Origin of the sequence: Micromonospora polyrhachis, assembly GCF_014203835.1 — a bacterium.
Lineage (GTDB): Bacteria > Actinomycetota > Actinomycetes > Mycobacteriales > Micromonosporaceae > Micromonospora_H > Micromonospora_H polyrhachis.
On sequence record NZ_JACHJW010000001.1, the window covers coordinates 1,704,951 to 1,726,955 of the forward strand.

Annotated in this window: 13 protein-coding genes and 1 pseudogene; 8 read left to right on the top strand and 6 right to left on the bottom strand. The window is 68.9% G+C overall.

Annotated features, from left to right (window positions below; genetic code table 11):
- Window positions 1-10 precede the first annotated feature (10 nt).
- A complete protein-coding gene (locus FHR38_RS06980; RefSeq protein ID WP_312881918.1) occupies window positions 11-820 on the bottom strand; it encodes an ABC transporter ATP-binding protein in 810 nt (269 codons plus the stop codon).
- A 126-nt stretch (window positions 821-946) separates the two neighbouring features.
- Here FHR38_RS06980 and FHR38_RS06985 point away from each other — a divergent pair, with 126 nt between their 5' ends.
- Together FHR38_RS06985 and FHR38_RS06990 are read left to right on the top strand one after the other, a co-directional pair.
- The gene (locus tag FHR38_RS06985; RefSeq protein WP_184533868.1) at window positions 947-1,969 is read left to right on the top strand and encodes an ATP-binding cassette domain-containing protein; all 1,023 of its coding nucleotides are present in this window, start codon (window positions 947-949) and stop codon (window positions 1,967-1,969) included.
- Complete coding sequence (locus FHR38_RS06990; RefSeq protein ID WP_184533870.1) at window positions 1,966-2,958, top strand: ABC transporter permease subunit; 993 nt, start codon at window positions 1,966-1,968, stop codon at window positions 2,956-2,958. The genes FHR38_RS06985 and FHR38_RS06990 overlap by 4 nt, the downstream gene beginning before the upstream one ends.
- Before the next feature lie 68 nt (window positions 2,959-3,026).
- Here FHR38_RS06990 and FHR38_RS33520 read toward each other — a convergent pair whose 3' ends face one another.
- Both FHR38_RS33520 and FHR38_RS07000 read right to left on the bottom strand, forming a co-directional pair.
- On the bottom strand, window positions 3,027-4,589 hold the full coding sequence (locus tag FHR38_RS33520; protein ID WP_376771389.1) for a golvesin C-terminal-like domain-containing protein: 1,563 nt from the start codon (window positions 4,587-4,589) through the stop codon (window positions 3,027-3,029).
- Window positions 4,590-4,826: 237 nt separating this feature from the next.
- The gene (locus FHR38_RS07000) at window positions 4,827-6,002 is read right to left on the bottom strand and encodes an ROK family transcriptional regulator (RefSeq protein ID WP_184533872.1); all 1,176 of its coding nucleotides are present in this window, start codon (window positions 6,000-6,002) and stop codon (window positions 4,827-4,829) included.
- A gap of 288 nt (window positions 6,003-6,290) precedes the next feature.
- Between FHR38_RS07000 and FHR38_RS07005 the strand changes: the two genes are divergently transcribed.
- Together FHR38_RS07005 and FHR38_RS07010 are read left to right on the top strand one after the other, a co-directional pair.
- Window positions 6,291-7,748, top strand: a complete 1,458-nt coding sequence (locus FHR38_RS07005) for a glycoside hydrolase family 3 N-terminal domain-containing protein (protein WP_184533874.1) — start codon at window positions 6,291-6,293, stop codon at window positions 7,746-7,748.
- A 149-nt stretch (window positions 7,749-7,897) separates the two neighbouring features.
- Window positions 7,898-8,842: a type IV toxin-antitoxin system AbiEi family antitoxin domain-containing protein gene (locus FHR38_RS07010; RefSeq protein WP_184533876.1), complete on the top strand. Its 945-nt coding sequence runs from the start codon at window positions 7,898-7,900 to the stop codon at window positions 8,840-8,842.
- On the opposite strand, the gene FHR38_RS07015 is transcribed toward FHR38_RS07010, so the two are convergent.
- The gene (locus FHR38_RS07015; RefSeq protein ID WP_184533877.1) at window positions 8,832-9,038 is read right to left on the bottom strand and encodes a hypothetical protein; all 207 of its coding nucleotides are present in this window, start codon (window positions 9,036-9,038) and stop codon (window positions 8,832-8,834) included. The genes FHR38_RS07010 and FHR38_RS07015 overlap by 11 nt on opposite strands.
- A 642-nt stretch (window positions 9,039-9,680) precedes the next feature.
- Here FHR38_RS07015 and FHR38_RS07020 point away from each other — a divergent pair.
- On the top strand, window positions 9,681-10,076 hold the full coding sequence (locus tag FHR38_RS07020) for an NUDIX hydrolase (protein WP_184533878.1): 396 nt from the start codon (window positions 9,681-9,683) through the stop codon (window positions 10,074-10,076).
- A gap of 45 nt (window positions 10,077-10,121) precedes the next feature.
- On the opposite strand, the gene FHR38_RS07025 is transcribed toward FHR38_RS07020, so the two are convergent.
- Entirely contained in the window at window positions 10,122-10,793 is a 672-nt protein-coding gene (locus tag FHR38_RS07025; RefSeq protein ID WP_184533879.1) for a GNAT family N-acetyltransferase, read from the bottom strand.
- Window positions 10,794-11,377: 584 nt separating this feature from the next.
- Entirely contained in the window at window positions 11,378-12,439 is a 1,062-nt protein-coding gene (locus tag FHR38_RS07030) for a hypothetical protein (RefSeq protein ID WP_184533880.1), read from the bottom strand.
- A gap of 337 nt (window positions 12,440-12,776) precedes the next feature.
- On the opposite strand from FHR38_RS07030, the gene FHR38_RS07035 reads away from it, so the two are divergent.
- From FHR38_RS07035 to FHR38_RS07040, 3 genes and pseudogenes are all read left to right on the top strand, one after another.
- Entirely contained in the window at window positions 12,777-15,476 is a 2,700-nt protein-coding gene (locus FHR38_RS07035; protein ID WP_184533881.1) for an ATP-binding protein, read from the top strand.
- 209 nt (window positions 15,477-15,685) lie between these two features.
- Window positions 15,686-16,501 (top strand): annotated as a pseudogene (locus FHR38_RS32020) (serine/threonine-protein kinase); the annotation flags it as partial.
- Between the two features lie 194 nt (window positions 16,502-16,695).
- Entirely contained in the window at window positions 16,696-21,948 is a 5,253-nt protein-coding gene (locus FHR38_RS07040; RefSeq protein WP_221448937.1) for a DEAD/DEAH box helicase, read from the top strand.
- Window positions 21,949-22,005: the final 57 nt, after the last annotated feature.

The following is a 22,005-nucleotide window of genomic DNA, read 5'->3' on the forward strand; positions in this document are numbered from 1 at the left end:
CCCAGAGCTGTCAGGCGGCGCGGGCGGTGAACCGGTCACCGGAGCGCTCGACGGTCAACGGCAGGCCAAACGTCTTTGACAGGTATTCGCTGGTCACTGTCTGCCCGATCAGTCCCTGCGCCACGATCGTCCCCTCGCGCAGCAGCAGCGCATGGGTGAAGCCGGGCGGGATCTCCTCCACGTGGTGGGTGACCATCACCATCGCCGGCGCGTCCGGGTCGTACGCCAGATCGGCCAGCCGGGCGACCAGGTCTTCCCGCCCACCGAGGTCGAGCCCGGCGGTCGGCTCGTCGAGCAGCAGCAACTCCGGGTCGGTCATCAGCGCCCGCGCGATCTGGGTCCGCTTACGTTCCCCCTCCGACAGGGTGCCGTAGGCCCGATCGGCCAGCGTCGCGATGCCGAGCTGGTCGAGCAGTCCCTGCGCGCGGGCCTCGTCGCTGGCGTCGTAGCTCTCCCGCCACCGCCCGACGACCGACCACGCCGCGGTCACCACCACGTCCCGCACCCGCTCCTGCGCCGGGATCCGCTCGGCGAGCGCCGCCGTGGACAACCCGATCCGGGTACGCAGCTCGTTGACGTCGGTACGGCCGATTCGCTCACCGAGCACGTGTGCGGTGCCGGTGGTCGGGTGCAGCCGACCGGCGGCCAGGTTGAGCAGGGTCGTCTTGCCGGCACCGTTCGGGCCGAGCACCACCCAGCGTTCGTCCAACTCGACCCGCCAGGTCACGTCCCGTAGCAGGTGCGCGCCGGAGCGAAGCACCCCCACCCCATCGAGATTGATCACCAGGTCGTCGTTGTCGGGCGTCGGATCTGTAGGCACCCGCCCATCCAACCACGCAGCCCGCGGCTGCCCCCCGGGGCGTGTCGCGCCACCGTAGGGTGGGGCGGCGTGTCGTTGGTCACTCGACAGAAAGGACGACATGGACAAGTGCTCCCGGGTGGTGCCGTGACCGCGGTCATCGAGATCGAGGGGTTGCGCAAGACCTTCCGTACCCGCCGCGGCCGGCACACCGTACTGGACGGTTTCGACCTGCACGTCGAGGCCGGCCAGGTGCACGGTTTCCTCGGGCCGAACGGCTCTGGCAAGACCACCACCCTGCGTACGCTGCTCGGTCTGGTGCAGGCCGACGGTGGGCGGATGACGGTGCTCGGTGCGGCGGCCCCGGACCACCTGCCCTCGGTGATCGACCGGGTGGGTGCCATCGTGGAGAGTCCCCAGTTCTTCGGCAACTTCACCGGCCGACGGACCCTCCGGCTGCTCGCCACTGCCGGTGGGTTGCCGCCGGCCCGGGTGGAGGAGGTGCTGGACCAGGTAGGCCTGCGCGACCGGGGTGACGAGCGGGTCAAGGCGTACTCGTTGGGCATGAAGCAGCGGTTGGCGGTGGCCTCCGCGCTACTCAAACGACCGGAGCTGCTGATCCTCGACGAGCCGGCCAACGGGCTGGACCCGGCCGGCATCCGGGAGATGCGGGACATGATGCGGGCTCTCGCGGCCGATGGGGTGACCGTGCTGGTCTCCAGCCACATCCTGGCCGAGATCGAGCAGGTCTGCGACCACGTGACGATCATTTCGCGGGGTCGGCGGGTGGTCGCCGGGCCGGTCGACGAGGTCCTCGACGGCTTCGACCGGGGTGAGTTCCGGGTACGCGTCGACGAACCGGATCGGGCGACCGAACTTCTCCAGGCCGCTGGTCTGCTGGTCACGCAGCACGCCGACTGTTTGGTGGTTGGCGGCGTCACCGAGCCGACCGACGTCAGCCGGGTCCTGGGCGAGCAGCAGTTGTGGGTCCGGGAGTTGACCCCGCTCGTACCCGACCTGGAGAGCGTCTTCCTCCAGCTCACCGGGACCGAGCCGCGCCCGGAGATACCGCGCCAGGTCGACGACTCGGTGCTACCCGACCCCGGTCGGCCGCCCGGCCAGATCGACCTGGGCACGACGACGACCGACGACGAGGGGGTATCCGCGTGAACCTGGTACGCGCCGAGTTCGGCCGGCTCTACGCCCGCCGCTTCGTACGCCTCATGCTGGTGCTGTTGATCGTCGCGTTCGGTATCACCGTCGCCACCACACTTGTCAGCACCCACCAGCCCACCGCCCGGGAGTTGGCCCAGGCCGAGGAACTGGCCGAGCAGCAGCGGCGGGCCAACGAGCGGTTGTACGCGGACTGCCAGGCCGCCAAGAGCGGCGCGGCGAACAGCGAGTATCCACCGGAGTTCCTGGCCAAGTGCAACCTGGACCGGCCGGCGGAGGTACACGAGACCGACTACCTCTACGGGGTCTTCGTCTTCGAACGGGAGATCCGCCCGTTGACGTACTTCCTCATCACCTTCCTGGTGCTGTTCGGGTTCCTGGTGGGCGCCTCGTACATCGGGGCCGATCTCCACTCGGGTGGGATGACCAACCTGCTGCTGTGGCGACCGAAGCGGATGGTCGTCCTGGGCACCAAGCTGGGTACGCTGCTCGCCGGTGTCCTCGGCGTGACGGTGCTCTCCGCAGTGGTCTATCTCAGCGCGTTCTGGGTAATCTCCGAGGTCGGCGGCTTCCCCGGGAACCTGGACGGGGAGTTCTGGCGGTGGTTGTCCCTCACCGCCGTCCGGGGTGGGACGCTGATCGCGCTGGTCACCGCGTTGAGTTTCGGGCTGGCCGTACTGGGTCGGCACACCGCTGCCGCGCTCGGGGTGGTCGCCGGCTACGCCGTGGTGTGGGAACTCGGCGCCCGGATCGTGATGGAGATCGTCGATGCGTTCCGGCCGGACCAGTGGATGCTCTCCACCTACGTCGCTGCCTGGATGTCCGGCAAACTCGACCTGTGGGACAGCGCTTCCTGTGTGGGACTCGGCTCCTGCGACGGCCGCTACACCATCACCTGGCTATCGGCGTTGATCGTCCTGCTCGTCGTCGTGGGTGGCTGCGTCGGTGCCGCCTTCGCCAGCTTCCGCCAGCGCGACCTCGCCTGATTCCTGCCTGGTAGGGAAGGGCCCCTTGTTATCGGAAAATGCCTTTGCAAGGGGCCCTTCCTGACACCTCAGACCCGGGTGACCCGGATCGCGTCGGCGATCACGTAACCGGTGCCGTTGGTCCACCGGCTCACGCCCACCTTGTTGGCGTCACCGGCGGCGAGGTTGAACGTGCCGATCGACCGCCACTGGCCGCCGTTGGCCCGCTGGTTGACGTTGACCGTCTGGTTGCCGGAGGTGGTGGCCACGATGTACGGGGTGCTGTCGTTGTAGCCGGCGTCGGCCGGGTACCAGACGTCCACCCGGTAGGTGCCGGTCTCCGGGATGTTCACCTTGTACCAGGCGGCATCGCTGGAGAGGACCGGATTGGCGAACCGGTAGTCGGCGCCCTGCCGCTGCGACGAGTACGTCGAGGTGCCCCAGTTGCCGCTGGCGGTGAACCGGCCCGCCGTGGTGTTGTCCACCGTGGTCGACCAGCCGCCACCGGACGAGCCGGTGATCAGCTGCATGTAGTACGTCCAGTTCCAGTTCGGCCCGGGGTCGGTGTGGGTGGCACCCGGCACCTGGTTGTGGCCGATGATGTTCGACCGGGTCTTCGGGATGCCGTACTTGTCGCAGAGGAACTTGGCCAGCGCGGCCGAGGAGCGGTACATCGCGTCGGTGTACCAGGACGGGTTGTTGATGTAACCCTCGTGCTCGATGCCGATCGACTGGGTGTTGTAGGTCCAGTTGCCGGCGTGGTAGGCGATGTCCTTGTCCCGCACCATCTGGGTGACGGCACCGTCGGAGGAGCGAAGCAGGTAGTGGGCGCTGGTGCCGGCGGCCGGGTTCTGGAACCAGCTGATCGAACCGGCGTAGCTGCCCTGCATGGTGTGGATGACGATGTAGTTGATCGGGTACGACGACTCGCGGCTGGACGCGGAGTAGTTGCCGGAGTGGGCGGGCACCCAGGCGGCCGGGCCGTAGTCGGTGCTGAGCGTGCCGACGTCACCGGCCGTACCCAGCGGGGCCACCGAGGCCAGCGCGCCGCGCTGCGGGGCTACCTGGCGACCGGCGATGCCGAACGGGCCGGCCGTGGTCTGCGCGGTGAAGCCGGTGGCGAGCAGGTCGTAGACGGCGTCGGCGTAGAGCCGGGCGGTGGCCGGCTGGGTCGAGCCACCGTACTTCGCCACCGCCGGGTACCACCGGTTGACGTCGGCGCGCTGGGCCCTGGTCAGCCCGGCCGAGTCGGCGTACGACCGCAGCACCGCCGCCGCGCCGGTGATGTTGGCGGCATCCTGGCCGCGTAGGGCACTGGCGGGCAGGCCGGTGAGGGTGGCCGCCTCGTCCAGGGTGCGCAGCTTGGGGTTGCTGGCCAGGTGCATCATGCCGTAGCCGTTGGAGGCGCTCGGCTCGCCCGCGTGCCCGTCGAGACGGGTCTCCGCGTAGCCGAGGGCGGCAAGCAGGTCGCGCGGTACGTCGTAGCGCTTCGCCGCCGAGTCGAAGGCGGCGGCCAGGCCCGCGTTCGGCCCGGTATCCGTGGGCGCTGCCGCCCCGGCCAGCGCGGGCTGGCCGGACAGGCCGATCATGGTCACGATCAGGGAGCCGCCGAGCAGTTGGCTCGCGCGACGCCGGGAAATCCGTACAGTCACCGTCACTCCTCCCCGAGTGATGTGCACGTCCGCAGGTGGTGGGACGCAAGGTGGCCGTACGTTATAGCCTCAAACACATCTATGTCGAGAGCTTGCAAAAGCTTTAACCTTGGCGAAGAATTCCTTCACATGCCCGCCAGGCCAGCCGACCGTGGACTCACCACACCGGCCGACGGCAGAGTTGCCACACCAAGCGACGGCAGAGTTGCCACACCAAGCGACGGCAGAACCGTCAGGTCAGCCGACGGTGGAGCCGAACACCTCGTCCCGGACGGCGTCCAGGGCGGTCTGCAACGCGCCCCGCAGGATCGGCTCCTCGGTCAGCCGGGTCACCACCACCCGGGGCTTCACCAGCGTGATCGCGGCCACCTCGTCCTGCACCCGCCCGGCCAGGGCGTCGCCACCGGCCTGCCCGACCTCACCGGCGAGCACCACCAGCGGTGGATCGAGCACCACACAGGTGCTCGCCACCCCGAGCGCGAGTCGGCGGGCCAACTCGTCGAGGACCGGACCGCCGGCCGTACCCGCCGCGATGGCGGCCCGCACCGCGTCGGCGGCGGAAGTCCCCCTGAAACCGCCCTCCCGGGCCACCGCACGTACCGCCTCGGCCCCGGCAAGCTGGCCGAACGCCGGCTTGGCCCGTCGGGAGGCATCCCGGGGAATGGGTACGCCGGGCACCGGCAGGTAGCCGATCTCGCCGGCGGCACCGCTGCTGCCGTGGTGCAGTCGACCGTTCAGCATGATGGCCAGGCCGACACCGACCCCCACCCAGACCAGTACGAAGTCGTCGACCCCCCGAGCGGCCCCGGACTGCGCCTCGGCGACCGCGGCCAGGTTGACGTCGTTCTCGAAGACCACCGGGGTGTGCAGGTCCTCGCGCAGCGCGGCGAGCAGACCGCGATGCCAGCGGGGCAGGTTGAACGCGAAGGTGATGTCGCCGGTGGCCGGGTCGACCAGGCCGGGGGTGCCCAGCACCACCCGTCGTACGCTCTCCAGCGGAGCCTTCGCGTCGCTCGCCGCCCGCACCACCGCGTTGTGCACCACCCCGACCGGATCGTCGGTGTCCCGAGTGGACTGCTCCACCCGTCCGATCACCGCGCCGGTGATGTCCGCACAGGCGGCGACTACCCGATCCGGCCCGACGTCCACCCCCACCACGTGCGCACTTTCCGGTCGTACCGCGTACAGCTGGGCATTGGGTCCGCGGCCACCGGCCTGCTCCCCGACCCGGGTCACCAGTCCACGCTGCTCCAGCCGTTCCACCAGCTGGGAGGCGGTCACCTTGGACAGGCCGGTCAGCTCACCGAGCTGCGAGCGGGTGAGCGGGCCCCGGGCGAGCAGCAACTCCAGTGCGGCCCGATCGTTCAGCGCACGTAGCAGGCGCGGGGTGCCGGGCAGGCGGGTAGAAGCCATGGCATCCTCTAAGCTTTAGGAAGGTTTGCTAACTGTTCTGCAGCTTCACGACAAGTAGCCCGTAGCGTAATGGCCGCCCCTGGGACCGGTGTTCCGACGACCCGGTGACACATCGACCCCAACCCGGCCCGACTCGACCGCACGATCAGGCCGGGTTGGGACCGCGCAACCGGGTCCAACCCGGCCGCAGCCGGACCGGGTTGGGGCCACAGGCGGGCCTGGGTACGGCCGTAACCTGGCCCTGCGCGGTACGACACACATCCGCACAGGGATCGAAGAGGGAGACACGTGGGAACCGATTCCGGACTTCGCCGACTGGCGCTGGGCACGCTGCTCGCCGCCTTCCCCGGCAGCACCCCGCCCGAATGGGCACTCGACCTGGTCGCCGAAGGGCTCGCCGGACACACCCTGTTCGGGCACAACATCGAGCATCCGGACCAGGTCGCGGCGACCACCGCCGCACTTCGGGGTGCCCGATCCGACGTACTCGTCGCAATCGACGAGGAGGGCGGCGACGTCACCCGGCTCGCACACGCCACCGGCAGCCCCTACCCGGGCAACGCGGCACTCGGGGCGGTCGACGACATCGGGCTGACCCAGCGGGTCTACCACGCCATCGGCAGCGAACTCGCCGCCCTCGGCATCAACGTCGACCTGGCCCCGACGGTCGACGTCAACTCCGCCGACGACAACCCGGTCATCGGCACCCGATCCTTCGGGGCCGATCCGGTACGCGTCGCCGCCCACTCCGCCGCCGCCATCGCCGGCCTCCAAGCCGCCGGCGTGGCCGCCTGCGCCAAGCACTTCCCCGGCCACGGTGCCACGGTCACCGACTCGCATTACGAGCTGCCCACGGTGGACGTACCCCTGGACGTGCTGCGCGCTCGTGACCTGCCGCCCTTCGCGGCGGTCATCGCGGCCGGCACCCGGGCCATCATGACCGCACACATCCGGGTGCCCGTGTTGACCGGCGACGACCCGGCCACCTTCAGCCGGGCCGCCCTCACCGGCCTGCTACGCGGCGAGTACGGCTTCACCGGCACCATCATCACCGACGCGCTGGAGATGAAGGGCGCCTCCACCATCGCCGGTGGCCCCGGCCCGGCCGCCGTCCGAGCCCTGGCCGCCGGCACCGACCTGCTCTGCATCGGCGCCCAGGTGGACGCCAACCTGGTCGAGCAGGTGGTCGCCGAGATCGTCGCCGCCATCGGCGACGGGCGGCTCGACCGCAGCCGGGTCGAGAAGGCCGCCGAGCGCGCCGCCGCACTCGCCGCCTGGACCCGGACCGCCACGCCCGTCCACGAGACGTCGACCGATCTCGGGTACGCGGCAGCGCGCCGCGCGGTACGCGTGGAGGGTGTGCTCTCCGGCCTCGACAAGCCGCTGGTCGTACAGTTGCTGTCAGCGTCCACCATCGCCGAGGGACGGGTGCCGTGGGGGCTCGGACCCCACCTCGACGGCAGCGAGCATCTTCCGGTGGTGGCCACCGAGACCGAGCCGGCCGCCCTGCGCGAGCTGGCTGGCGAGCGGCCGATCGTACTGGTCGGGCGGCACCTGCACCGGCTCGCCGGAGCAGTCGAACTCGTCGAGGCGCTGGCCGCCGACCATCCGGTGACCGTGGTCGAGATGGGCTGGCCGTCGAGCTGGCGACCGGCTGGAGCACGCGCCTTCGTCACCACGTACGGGGCCAGCCATGCCAACGGCCGTGCCGCAGCCGAGGTCCTCGGCCTCGCCACCGTTCGGTAACGCTTCTGCACAGCGTGGAAACTTCTCCGTCGCGGGCGGCGGAGAAGTTTCCACGCTGTCCGCTCTGTATCTGTGGAAAACCTGCGTGTCGTCCACAGAAAAACCGCTCGGGGTAGCCGGTCGGATCTGCTCCGGCCACGCTCACCGACATGTGGAACGAGTTGGCCGGCCAGCAGCAGGGCGTACTGAGCCGAGCCCAGTGCCAGCAGATCGGCATCACCGACGAGATGGTCTACCGACGGATCGCCAGCAACCGGTGGCAGCAACTCTTCGTCGGCGTCTACGCGACGTTCAGCGGCCCGATCCCCCGGGCCGCCAGGCTCTGGGCGACGCTGCTGTATGCGGGCGACGGCGCGGTGCTCAGCCACGAATCCGCAGCCGAGCTGGTCGGACTGCTCGACCAACCGGTGTCCCCGGTGCACGTCACCATCCCCGCCCACCGCCGGGTACGACCGGCCACCGGTGTGGTCGTACACCGGGCGGCGCGGGTGCCGCTCGCCCGGCACCCGACCCGGCTACCGCCGCAGACCCGGGTGGAGGAAACTGTCCTCGACCTGACCCAGTCGGCTCGGCAGCTCGACGATGCGTTGAGCTGGCTGGCCCGGGCCTGCGGTCGACGACTGACCACGCCGAGTCGAATAGGCAGTGCCCTCCGGCTCCGGCCCCGGGTCCGGTGGCGCGCTGAACTGCTCGCCGCGCTGGACGACGTGGCCGACGGTTGCCACTCGCTGCTCGAACTGCGCTACCTGCACGACGTCGAACGCCGACACGGACTGCCCATCGGGCGGAGGCAGTCCATCCGGCTACGCCGGGGCGGTCGCTGGTACGACGACATTCGATACGACGACTTCGCCACCCTGGTCGAGTTGGACGGCCGGGTGGCACACCCGGCGGAGTCCCGGGCTCGCGACCGCCGACGGGACAACTCGGCGACAGCCGAGGGACTGAGTGTGCTGCGATACGACCTGGCGGATGTCTTTCAGCAGCCCTGCGCCGCCGCCGCCCAGGTCGCCGCGACGTTACGTCGCAACGGCTGGCCCGGCCGCCCGACCCGCTGCGGGTCGAACTGCTCGATCAAGCGTCTTACCGACTGACCGGGGCACAGATCAGGACGGCGGGGGCGGGGCCGGGGCAGGGCCGGGGCAGGGCCGGGGCAGGGCCGGGGCAGGGCCGGGGCAGGGCCGGGGCAGGGCCGGGGCAGGGCCGGGGCAGGGCCGGGGACGGGGTCGATGCCCGGCCGTGACATCCGCTGACCGCATGCGACGTCGTCACCACCCGGGAGCCGGTCATGGCGGCTCTCCTCTCCCCGCCCCTGGGCATCGCCTCGTCGGCGGTCGCGGAGACCATCGACCGGCTGCCGCGTTGAGCTATCGACCAGCTGCGGCATTGAGCCATCGACCAGCTGCGGCGTTGAGCCGACCGGCATTGGTGTTCCCGGTGGGAGATTGCCCTCCGGCGGGCCACCTCCCGGCAAAATCCGATGATCGGGCGACCCGAACTGGCCGGCGGAAGCCGGGACCGGGGCCAACCGAACGGGTAAAACGCGACGGGGCACCTTGAAAGGGCAAGTCTGAATACGTAGCGTTACCGGAATACGGCCGGTCGTCGTCACCCGGCCTACTCCGCTCGTGACCGTCGGCGAGTCCACCGCGCCGATCGACACTCGCGTACCGGGCTGGTCGTACCGACTACGACCTGGGGACGGATGCGGACCGTGGGCCCCGATGGGTCCACGGTCCGCGCCAGTTTCTCGACACCTACCGCCCCGACCTGTTCCGCCCCTGGCCGGCTCCCGACCGACCCGCATCCCCGCCAGCCCGTACTCGGCTTGACCCGGCCCGGTTCCGACGTCGATGCTTGCGCCGCGATGGCCGCCCGTCCGGCGGCTGAGGTGTTTCACTGGCGCGGTTACGCCGGTGAGAGGGGATCGGCATGCAGCTCATCGACAAGCTCGCCTGGCTGCGGGTGGAGGACGGAAGGATCCTCGGCGCCCGGTCGTACGGCAAGGACGTCTACTACGTCCCGGGCGGCAAACGGGAAGCCGGCGAGACCGATCACCAGGCGCTCAAACGGGAGATCCGGGAGGAACTCTGCATCGACCTGGTCGACGACACGATCGAGTGGGCGGCCGTCTTCGAAGCGCCGGCGCACGGCCACGCCGAGGGCACGACGGTACGCATCACCTGCTACCGGGCCGACTACACCGGGTCCATCGCCGCCAGTTCAGAGATCGAGGACGTCGGCTGGCTGGACTACTCGGCGCGGGACGGGTTGTCTGCGGGCGGCAGGATGATCTTCGACTGGTTGCGGGCTCGGGGCGAACTGTGACCCGACACCGCCGGGCGTGCTGATCCGGCCCCCCTACCGGCCGATTCAAGGAGCGTCGGGGGTGGCCACGGCGTACGCCCACCAGCCCTGATCGGCGAAGCCGGCCGCCTCGGCGACCCGCGCCGAGCCGACGTTCTCCGGTTCGTGCAGGTACGTCGGCACCGCTCCCCCGGCGAGTACCCGGCGCGCCGCCTGCGCCACCAACCGGCGGGCCAGGCCTCGACCCCGCGCCGCCGGTTCGGTGCCGACCGACAGTTCGTGCCCGTACCGGTCGTGCCGCTTGATCCCCACCCCGGCGAGGTAGCGGCCGGAATCGTCCCGGACCACCAGCACCTCGTCGCCGAACGGGCGCAGCCACTCCGGCACCACCGGATCGTCGACCTTGATCCACTCGCCCACCTCGGGCAGCTTGGCCGGGGTGGTGGTGTATCGAAACACCGCTCGGTAGCTGGGCCACCCCTCCCGACCGACGGCCGCCGGCAACTCGGCGAGCAGCTTCGACGGGGACAGATGCCGCAACTCCCGGGCGCTCGCGACCCGGTCCGGCGGCACCGAGAGCACCATGCCGGCGGGTCCGTCGATGCCGATGGCCGGGTAGATCCGCCCGTCCCAGCCCGGTTTCGTACGTCGGGTCGAGCCCACCACGTGCAGCGGTTGCCGGGCTGGCCACTGCCCCAACCGGGTCACCAGGTGGCGGTAGAGCCGCTGATCGAGCATCCGTCCGCTCCTCGCGTGGGGACCCAGAGGGGCCAGTCGAGTATCGTCACCACCCAGAGTGGGCGGTGAGACTAACTACTCGCCGATCTCAGACAACTACCCACCGCACTCGCGATCATAGGACCCGCTCGCTGGTTGTCAGCCTGTCCGGTGGCACCCAATCGCTGTGAAGCGGATTACACACCCCCCTGGGCATCCTAGGAGGTCAGTCCACTTTGGGTCCCGATGAACCCAGCTTTCGCCGCATTTCCCCGATCACTTTTCGCCAATGTCTTGATTCTCGGCAGCGTTTCGATTCCCATCAGCGTCGGGGGCGCGAGGTCGGTTGACCCCGCGCCCCCGGCCGTCACACCCGGGATTGGCCGCCGCTATCCACAGATAGCGTCGTGATCAGTGGTGAGGCCGTCAGCCGTGCCACCGTTCTCCCCACCCCGGACCAGAACCAGCACCGTTACGTCTCGCATTTCTTCCTCCTCTGACTGACCGTAGCCTCATTAGCCACGGTTGCATTACCTCGTTGAATCAACCTGGGTGTTGTCTGACAGCGCTTGAAAGAACGACGTCACTGGGCCACGAAAATCGGCCTACTCGAGTTTCGGTACGGGCACGGGCCGGTACCTGGTTCGGCCTTGCGGCCCGTCAAGGCGCAGCAACGGATAAATCTGGGAACGAAGTGCGCAGGCCGACCGACCGGGCATCGACGTCAGGCGGTCGACGATCTCGTAGCGACCTGCCGCTCGGCGGGCCACCGACGTCGGGATCTGCTGGCAAAGCGGTACCACCGGATCGATGAACGACGCCACCGACAGGACGGACTCGGCAATCGACCCGGGCACACCGGTTTTCGGCCCGTCCGTCAACCACACCGGCCTACCGATCGCCGCCGCGTAACCGGTAACGGTTCCGTATTCTCCCACCACCTGGTCCGCCGCGATCAGGATGGACCGCCAGTCGATTTCCGGCTCGATCAGCATGAATCGGTTTCCGTCGGCTCCCGAAATCCGGGCCCGAGCCTGCCGGATGCCCGGCGCGTACCCCGCCCCGGACGGCAACAGGAGCATCAGCCGGTATTTGACGGCCGGCAACTCGCGGGACAGGCGCCGAAGAAGCTTCGTGGACCTGTCGAACCATGACCCGGGGTCACCGGCCAGCGCCACCAATACGAGGTTCTGCCCCGCACACACCTTCACCGCCGTGCGGTAGTCACTCCGCATCGGCTTGCTCGCGATCAGCCGGTCGTACGTCGGATCCCCCACCACGACGCAGGGCAGAGCCGGCCCGGAATACCGGGCGCGCAGGCGGTCCCGCTGCCGCTGATGGGCGAGCGCCCACGACCGGGGGGTCGACCGATGACCGGGGGGCGCTTCAGCGCCCGGCAACTCGACACCCGGCAGTTCGACGCCGCGCGGTCCGGCGGTTTCCTGCTGGATCGGGTCGGGCCCCAGGACGATCGCGGGGCCGGAAATCCCCGACACGAGTGTCGGCTCCGCCGCCAGCACCAGGTCGAAGTACGCGATGTCCAGCTCCTGCCAGGGAATCCGCACCCCTCCCGCAGCGGCCAGAATCGCAGCCGACCCCTCACTCGTGCCGGACGGCACGCTGTAGTGCAGCCGCACCCGAGGTTCGTCCCGGACGATCTCGCTCACGTCCATCACCCGACGGCTTTCGACAGCCGTTCTGGCGACAACGAGCACATTCCGCGTCGGTGGTCGCGCCGCCCCCGACGGTGTCATCAACTGACTTCTTCTCTCCATTGCCACCCTTCCATCTGCCGCATCTCGGCACAGCAGAGCCTCCCAGCCGAGCGTGGGACGAATGTGGGACAGACGTTGGACGAATGTGGAACAAGATCGAAAGAAGAATCGGGGGGTTCCCACAAAGGCACGATGGAGGCATCCTTGAACGATGAACCTCGACGGTCAAGCAAACGAGTTGGATATCCAACTATTGGGCAAGGTTACGATTCTGCGAGATGGCCAGCCGATGCGCACACGGTCCCAGAAAGCGCTGGCCCTACTCGCGGTCCTCGCCCTCGACAAGAACCTGCGAGCACAGAATGACATAATCAGGAAACACATTTGGGCGGAGAAACCGGCCGGCGACGACACTCTCCGAACGTACGTCGCAGAACTGCGAAGGCTGATCGACGAAAAGGCGCTGCCCAACAAGAAGGGGGAATACTACGAGCTGCGCATCCCGCGCGAGCAAATCGATTACTGGCGGTTCCGGAAGTTCGTGGCGCGGTCCGAGCAGGAGGAGCTCGGCGACCGGGTCGACACCCTGCGCGCGGCGGTCGCGATGTGCGGCGAGCCGCCACTGAGCGGCCTGGGCCGGGACGTGAACTTCGCGGACCAGATCAGCGACATCGAAGAACGTTGCCGACAGGCCTGGATCCGACTCGTCGAGGCCGAGTGGCAACGGGGCAACATTGCCGGGATCCTGTCCAACCTCGACCAGTGTCGCCACCGGTTTCCCCGCGACTCAACGCTCCTCGAATATCACATGACCGCCCTGGCGGAGAGCGGCGCGCCCGACCGGATCGACGCGCTCCTGACGGCGTACGAGAAATCGGTCGGCGTGGTCAGCGAGTCCGTACGCAAACACCACCGGGACCTCACCGATAGCAGCTACCGCCCCGCGCCGGTACGACCCCAGCACAGCGGGTACGCCCTGCCTCGGACGTTGCCCCAGGACCGAGAGATCTTCGGCCGGCACGACGAGTTGGCCGCTCTCGACGAGTCGTTGTTCGACCTGTCATCGCGCGCACATGTCGCCGTCATCCACGGTCTACCCGGCGTGGGCAAGACCCAACTGGCCGTCCGCTGGGCCCACCGGGCGCGCGAAGAGTTTCGCGACGGCACCCTTTATGCCGATCTGCACGGCTACTCGATGGGCTCACCCACGGCACCCACGCAGGTGTTGATCAGATTCATCAGGGCCCTGAAGGGTGACGCCAAAGGCGGTTCGGAGGAGGAGCTGACGGACGAATACCGGTCCGCCCTCGCCGACCGTTCGATGCTCGTCGTGCTCGACAACGCGCGGGACTTCACGCAGGTGTGGCCGCTGATGGCCACCGGTAGCGCCTGCGCGACGCTCATCACCAGTCGTACCCGCCTGGACGAGCTGGTCGCCCGCACCGGGGCCAAGTCGCTGCCCCTCGAACCCCTCGACACCGCCGGTGGCATCGACCTCCTGGGCGACCGGTCGGTCATCGGGGCGGCCCGGGTCGACCGGGAATGGCGGGTCGCGGAAGACCTGGTGGAGTTCTGCGGCGGACTTCCACTGCTGCTTCACGTCCTGGGTGCCTGGGTCCACCGGCGCAGCGGCCGATCACTGGCCCAGCTCCACCGGGAGCTCCGACGCTCCCGGTATCAGTTCGCCGCGTTGCCCAGCAGCGAGCCGCGATCCGACCTCAGAACGGTCTTCTCCTGGTCGTACGCCCAACTCGCCCCGGCGGCGCGCCAGCTGTTCCGCCTGCTGGGGTTGCATCCCGGGGCGACGATCACCCTCTCGTCCGCCCGGCACCTGGCCGGAGCGTACGAGATCGCCGACGACCAGTTGATCGACGCACACCTGATCGAGATCACCGATAGCCGGGCGGACACCCGGTTGAAGCTCCACGACCTCCTGGCCGAGTACGCGCGGGACCGAGCCGTCGCCGAGATCCCCGCCGACGAGCGGGACGCGGCGCAACGTCGCCTCCTGGACTATCTGCTGCACGGCGCGTACGCCTGCGACCGGGCCCTGGGCTCCAACCGACGGGTGCCGATCGGGCCGCCGCCGACCGGCATCGAGGTGCCCCGCCCGACCAGTCTCGAGGAGGCGATGGGCTGGTTCGAGGACGAATACCAGACCCTGCTGGCGGCGATCCCGTTGGCGCATGAGCAGAAGATGCCGACCACGGCCCGGCTGCTGACGGTGGCACTGGTCACCTACCAGTGGCGGCACGGCCACCTGACGGACGCGGAACGGCAGCTCACCGACGCTCTCCGGGAGGTCGACGAGTCCTGCGACCTGGTCGACCAGGCGACGCTCCACCTCGCCCTCGCCGGCACCCGACGGCACCTTCAGAAGCTGGCGCTGGCCGGTCAGGACGCGCGCACGGCCCTCCGGCTGAGCGAGCGTGCCGACGATCGCCTCGGTGAGGCGCAGGCGCAGCAGCTGCTCGGCATCATCATCGAGGCGCAGGAGGGTCCGATTGTGGCGGCCGAGCAGTTCAGGGAGGCACTGCGGCTCTATCGGGAGCTGGACCAGCCACGGGGGATCGCCCATGCGCTCAACGGGCTGGCGAACGCCGCGCTCGAGGCCGGGAACCTCGACAGCGCCCTGACACAATCCATCGAAGCATGCGGATTATTCCGGAACACGACGGACCTCAACGGCACCGCCGCCGCGCTACGGAAACGGGCGGAGATCTATTGCGCGATCGGTGACCACGCGCGCGGCTTCGCCGACTACGAGGCGGCGATCAAGTTGTACCAAGAACAGAATTATCGCCACAACGAAGCGCGGACCCACTGCCTCCTGGGGATGGCACAGCAAGCCGCCGGCCTCGCCGGGGAGGCACGGACGTCGCTGGAGCAGGCGAGGAAGATATTTGACAGCGCTCCCGCCCGCCCGAGAGACAACACGCTTCGCGTCAAGCTGAAGGCGGCGCTCGATGCCCTGACAACTACCGGTTGACCAGCAACAATGTCGATTGTGCGACACCCCGCACCCCATGACATTTGTCCAGATAGATACACTTCCGCCGGTTGATGCAGCAAACGAAGAGCACCCAACGAATCACTGACATCGACTAATCTCCTGCGGACGTACGCCACTTCGTAAATTCGTGAGCTTTCCTTGGCGGCCCGATTCCGACGTGGGCCAGAACGCGAGCAGGAGCGTCAGTGGTTCCCGAACAGGTAGCGAACAGGTTCTGCCGTCTGGAGCCCATCGGTAGCGGCAACATGGCAGATGTGTACCGAGCGGTGGATCTCCAGGCTGCCGAGGGCTCGCCCCATCGCGTGGTCGCGGTCAAGCTGATCCAGCCGAAGTATCTCCGGAAGATCTCCGGCCCACTCGGGGAATCCAGGCCGGTACGGCGAATCGAGCAAGAGGTGCGCAACATGCGCCAACTCGTCGCCCACCCCAACCTTCCGCACATCATCGCCGGCGGGGTGGACGATGCCGGCTGGGCCTACCTGGCAATGGAATTCCTCGACGGCAAGGACCTGGGCAAGCTCATGGATGAGCGAATCAGGCTACCCATCGGCTGGGTGGCCGCCCTCGGCGCGCAGATCGCGAACGGCCTGGCCGCCGCGCATGCCGTTCGTGTCATCCATCGCGACCTCAAACCGACGAATGTGATGTTGACTCGGGGCGGGGCGGTCAAGGTTCTCGACTTCGGAGTCGCACGAATCATCGACGATGATAAGGACGGCAGCCGGTTGACCCGCACCGGCTTCCCACTCGGAAGCGACGGCTACATGGCACCGGAGCAATTCCGGGGCGCAAAGCAGGCAACCCAGGCGGCCGATCTCTATTCGCTCGGTTGCACGCTGTTCGCACTGCTCACAGGTGCCCAGCCCTTCGAAGAAGGTTCGACTCGTGAGCTGGAGGAGCAGCACCGGCGGGAAACCGTTCCCCCCGTACGGCAATTGCGGTCGGATACGCCGACGGAGCTGGTGCGACTCATCGAGGCATTGTTGGCCAAGGACCCGAGTAATCGTCCTGCCGACGCCGTGACGGTCCGGGAGACGCTGCTACGGTTCGCCGCCGACGAGGACCCGATTCCGGGCTGGGAGGAGTTCGACCCCGTACGGTGGCTCCTCGACACGCGCCAAGCCGGCGTGTCCGGCCGGCGGCCGGCGTACCCCCCCCCCCCCCCCCCCCCCCCCCGGCGAATGCCAGGCCGGGCATGGACGTGTTCGGGGTGCACCAGAAGCTCATCGACGACTACCGGAAGTTCACCGGCAGCGGCACTGTCGTCCGGGATGAACGAATCACCGCCTTCATCGAGGAAGACCTCGAAGCCAAGTCCCAGTGGCCCGATCCCTGGCTGTCGCTGAGTCCGCTCTTCGCTTCCGGTGGTTCGGTGGCCGAACTCGCCACCGCCGGGGTGCTGCATCCCGAATGCGCGCGGATCTTCCAGACCGGAAAGACCGAGGGCGGCACGGTATGCGACGGACGGCCGCTCACCCTCCACCGGCACCAGCGGGAGGCGATCGGCCTCGCCCAGGCCAACGCCTCCTACGTACTCACCACCGGCACCGGCTCGGGAAAGTCGCTGTCCTACCTCGTCCCGATCGTCGACCGGGTGCTGCGGGACCGCGAGCGGAAGACGAGCCCGGACCACAAGCGGGTACGGGCGATCATCGTCTACCCGATGAACGCGTTGGCCAACAGCCAGCTCAACGAGCTCAACAAATACCTGCGTGACGGCTACGGCCTGGGCCACGAACCGGTCACCTACGCGCGGTACACGGGCCAGGAGAGCGACGAGCAACGTCGCAGCATTCGCGCGAATCCGCCGGACATCCTCCTCACGAACTACGTGATGTTGGAGTTGATGCTCATCCGGCCGGATGACCGGCGGTCGCTCATCAGGATGGCCAAGGGGCTGGAGTTCCTCGTCCTGGACGAGTTGCACACCTACCGGGGCCGGCAGGGTGCGGACGTCGCCCTGCTCGTCCGGCGGGTACGCGAGGCGTGCCAGGCCGAACGGCTGCTCTTCGTCGGCACCTCCGCGACCATGGCCAGCGAGAACACCGGCGACGACCAGCGTGCGGCGGTCTCCCGGGTCGCGACGGCGTTGTTCGGCACCGAGGTCAGCCCGGCGAACGTGGTCGGGGAAACCCTGGTCCGGGCCACGGAGGAGACCCCGGCGACGGTCCCGACCGAGCGGATCCGCGCCGAGCACCCGCCGCAGACGTACGCGGATCTGGTGCGGGACCCGCTCGCCCGATGGATCGAAACCCGGTTCGGCGTCGCGGCGGACCCTACCGACCCGACGGGTCGGCTCGTCCGGCGTAAGCCGGCCCGGATCGAGGAGGCGGCGGCCGAGCTGGCCGAGCAGAGCGGACTGCCCGAGGCGGTCTGTGTCGAGGCCATCCAGCGCACCCTGAAGGCCGGTTCGGAGGCCCGGCATCCGGTCACCGACCGTCCGCTCTTCGCCTTCCGGCTGCACCAGTTCATCGCAAAGGGTGACACCGTATATGCCACGCTTGAGGACAAAGAGGTCAGGCATCTGACCCGCGACTATCAGCTGGTCCAGCCCGGACCGGATCGCAAGATCCTGCTCCCGCTGGCCTTCTGCCGGGAGTGCGGTCAGGAATACCTGACGGTCTGGCGAACGGAAACCAACAATCAGGTCGTCTACACGCCACGTCGGGACACCATCGCCACCGGCGGCCGGGCCGGCGACGGCTACCTCTATGTCGACGCCGACCGGCCGTGGCCGCTCCGGGTGGCGGATGCCATTGCGCAACGTCGCCTGCCGGAGTCCTGGCTGGAGGTCGACGACCACGGCCAGGATGTGGTACGCGACACACGCCGGTTGCCGCACCCCATCACCGTCGACGCGCAGGGCGTCGAGGGCCGGGGCGGCCTCGCCGCCGCCTTCATTCCCTCCCCCTTCCCGTTCTGCCTGCATTGCGGCGTCAGCTACGAGCAGTACCGGGGGCGGGACTTCGCGAAGCTCGCCGCCCTCGGGCAGGAGGGGCGTTCCACGGCGACCTCCCTCATCTCCGCCTCCATCGTCCGCTCGCTACAGGAAGCGCCGCCCGAGGCGCTCGACCAGAAGGCCCGGAAGCTCCTGACGTTCGTCGACAATCGACAGGACGCTGCCCTGCAGGCCGGGCACTTCAACGACTTCGTTCAGGTCACCCAGCTACGCGGTGCCCTCTACCAGGCACTTCTGGAGGCGGGCAAGGAGGGCCTGAAACATGAGCAGCTCGCCAACCGGGTCACCGACGCGCTGCACCTGGAGCCCGCCGACTATGTCGGGACCGCGAGCCTGCCGCCCTCGATGGCCCGAAACGCCGCCAAGACGTTGAGCGACGTCGTCGCCTTCCGGCTCTATCTGGATCTCGAACGTGGCTGGCGGGTGACCATGCCCAACCTGGAACAGACCGGCCTGCTGAAGATCGACTATTCGGATCTCGACTGGCTCGCCGGGGAGCAGGACCGGTGGGCCGACACCCTGCCGGTGCTACGCAAGGCGGAGGCCAGTCAGCGGCTCGAAATCATGCGCGCCCTGCTCGACGAGATGCGCCGCGCGCTGGCGATCGATGTACAGATTTTCCGCGACGACTTCGATGCGCTCCAACGGGCCAGCGAGGAGCGTCTCGACCATCCCTGGGTGCTCTCCGCCGGCGACCTGCCCAAGGTCCGCATCGCATACCCGCAGCCGTCGACGCCGGGGCTAAAACAAACCGGGCTGTTCCTCTCCGGTCGGGGAAAGTTCGGAAAGTACCTGCGACGCGTCCATTTCCGCGATCTACCGATCACGGATACCCAGCAGGTGATCGAGGAACTGCTCCGGGTGCTTGCCGCCGACCAGATCGTCACGGCGATCGCGCCGACCACGTCGCGACAGCCCCGGCGGTTCCGCAAGCCGGTCAGCCCACCGGTCACCGGCTATCGCATCGCGGCCCGGGCACTCATCTGGCGTGCCGGATCGGGCGAGTCCGGTTCCCACGACCCCCTGACCCGCACCTACGCCAGCGGCGACGGTCCCCGCGTCAACACGTTCTTCCGCGACCTCTACCGGGACACCGCCGACACCCTCGGCGGTCTCAGCGCCCGCGAGCACACCGCCCAGGTCGCACCGGAGGAACGGGAACGGCGGGAGGCCGACTTCCGTAACGCCGATCTGAAGCTGCTCTACTGCTCACCCACCATGGAGCTCGGCGTCGACATCTCCGAGCTCAACGCGGTGATGATGCGTAACGTGCCGCCCACCCCGGCCAACTACGCCCAGCGCAGCGGCCGGGCCGGCAGATCGGGCCAACCGGCGCTGATCGTGACCTACTGCCACACCGGCAACAGCCACGACCAGTACTACTTCCGCCGCTCGGACCGGATGGTGGCGGGCGCCGTCGCCCCACCCCGCCTCGACATCGCCAACGAGGACCTGGTCCGCTCCCACGTCCAGGCCATCTGGCTGGCCGAGGCCGGGCTCAAGCTGGGTCGGGCCATCCCCGGGATCATCGACATCAGCTACCCCGAGGGGGATCGCACGCCAAACCCCGACTTCGCGCTGCACGACGACATCGCGGCGGCGCTGGCCGACACCGCCGCCCAGCGGCGAGCGGTGACGGCCGCCCGACAGGTGCTCAGCGGGCTGCTCGCCGACTTCGCCCGCGCCACGTGGTGGGACGACCGGTGGATCGAGGAGACGGTACGCAAGGCTCCGGATCGGTTCCACCGCGCCTTCGACCGGTGGCGCGACCTGTTCCGGGCCGCCCTCGTCGATCAGGCCGAGCAGAACCGCCGCGTGTTGGATCACACGTTGACCGAGCGGGACCGCTCCGAAGCCGCACGTCGGCGCCGGCAGGCCGAGACCCAGCTCACCCTGCTCAAGAACGAGAGCGTCGACCGCGCCTCGGTACTGTCGGACTTCAACCCGTACCGATATCTTGCCAGCGAGGGCTTCCTCCCCGGTTATTCGTTCCCCCGGTTGCCGCTCGCCGCCTACATCCCCACGACGGGACGCCGCTTCGGTGAGGGCGACTACCTCCAGCGTCCCCGGTTCCTCGCCATCCGTGAGTTCGGCCCGGGTGAGCTCATCTATCACGAGGGGGCCCGCTACCAGGTCGCCCGCATCCAACTGTCGACGGACGACTCCGGTCAGGTGTCCACCAGCGCGGCCCGGCGATGTGCCACCTGCGGCTACCACCACGACGTCAGCGACCGCTTTGACCGGTGCGAGTTGTGCGGCGATCCGCTGCCCGCCCCCAAGGAGGGGCACCTAAAACTGCACACCGTCTTCACGGTGCGGCGTGCACAGATCTCCTCCGACGAGGAGGAACGTCGGCGGGCCGGCTTCCGCCTCATCACCTCCTACCGCTTCCAGGCCCACGGGGTGCGCCCCGGTCGGCAGGACGCGGTCGCCGCCGACACCGAAGGCCCGTTGGCCACCCTCACGTACGGCGATTCGGCGACCGTACGGATCACCAACATCGGCTGGGTCCGGGCCAGCGCCGATGAGCCGGATGGCTTCTGGCTCGACCCGGCCACCGGCCGGTGGATGACCAAAAAAGACGCCGCCGAGGCGTCCGGGGACTCCGCCGAGCTACCGCTCGTCGATGCCGACGGCAACGAGCAGCGACGCAAGGCACGGGTCATCCCGTACGTCGAGGACCGGCGCAACATCCTGGTGCTGAAGCTGGACCAGCCGCTGCCGGAGCCGGTCGCCGTCTCGTTGATGTACGCGCTCGAACGCGGCATCGAGGCCGCCTTCGAGCTGGAGGACTCCGAGCTGACCAGCGAGCTGATGCCGCAGGAAACCGGGGTGCGGCAGTGGCTGCTCTTCACCGAGGCCGCCGAGGGCGGTGCCGGCGTCCTGCGGCTCATGCAGGCGGAGCCGACCGCCTTGGCGCGCGCCGCGGCCGAGGCGTTGAAGATCTGCCACTTCGGTCCGGACGGCTCCGACCTCGGCGGCCCGCACCCGGGTCGACCCTGTGCGATGGGGTGCTACGAGTGTTTGCTCACGTACTCCAACCAACTTGATCATGGCCTTATCGACCGGCACCTGATCCGAGACCTGCTGCTACGTCTCGCCGCCGCGAAGGCCACGATGATCGATGGGGGCGAGTCCCGCACCGAGCAGGTGGCCCGGCTGACGGCGGTGTCGGCCACGGCTTTGGAGGCCGAGTTCCTCGCCTGGTGCGCGGACCGGGGCCTGCGCCTGCCGGATGACGCCCGGGTGCTCGTCCCGGAGGCGCAGGCCCGACCGGACTACGTCTATCGGCTGCCCGGCGTCAACGTCGCGGTCTTCGTCGATGACGCCGGGCACGTGCTTCCCGACACCGGCGAGCGCGATCTTGACGCCGAGGAGCGCCTGCACAACAGCGGCTGGGATGTCGTCCGGTTCTCCCGGGACACCGACTGGTCCGCGATCACGACGAAGCACGCGCACTACTTCGGTGCGGGTATCGGCGGCGGCTGAACGGGTCGGCAGTGAAGAAGGTCTCGGCTCTCCCTCTCGACGGGTCGAGACCGCTCC

Excerpts from the sequence above, each read along its gene's own strand:
- FHR38_RS07000 (WP_184533872.1), bottom strand. The coding sequence starts at position 6,002 with ATGGCTTCTACCCGCCTGCCCGGCACCCCGCGCCTGCTACGTGCGCTG.
- FHR38_RS07010 (WP_184533876.1), top strand. The coding sequence starts at position 7,898 with ATGTGGAACGAGTTGGCCGGCCAGCAGCAGGGCGTACTGAGCCGAGCC.
- FHR38_RS07015 (WP_184533877.1), bottom strand. The coding sequence starts at position 9,038 with ATGACCGGCTCCCGGGTGGTGACGACGTCGCATGCGGTCAGCGGATGT.
- FHR38_RS07020 (WP_184533878.1), top strand. The coding sequence starts at position 9,681 with ATGCAGCTCATCGACAAGCTCGCCTGGCTGCGGGTGGAGGACGGAAGG.
- FHR38_RS07025 (WP_184533879.1), bottom strand. The coding sequence starts at position 10,793 with ATGCTCGATCAGCGGCTCTACCGCCACCTGGTGACCCGGTTGGGGCAG.
- FHR38_RS07035 (WP_184533881.1), top strand. The coding sequence starts at position 12,777 with ATGCGCACACGGTCCCAGAAAGCGCTGGCCCTACTCGCGGTCCTCGCC.
- FHR38_RS07040 (WP_221448937.1), top strand. The coding sequence starts at position 16,696 with ATGGACGTGTTCGGGGTGCACCAGAAGCTCATCGACGACTACCGGAAG.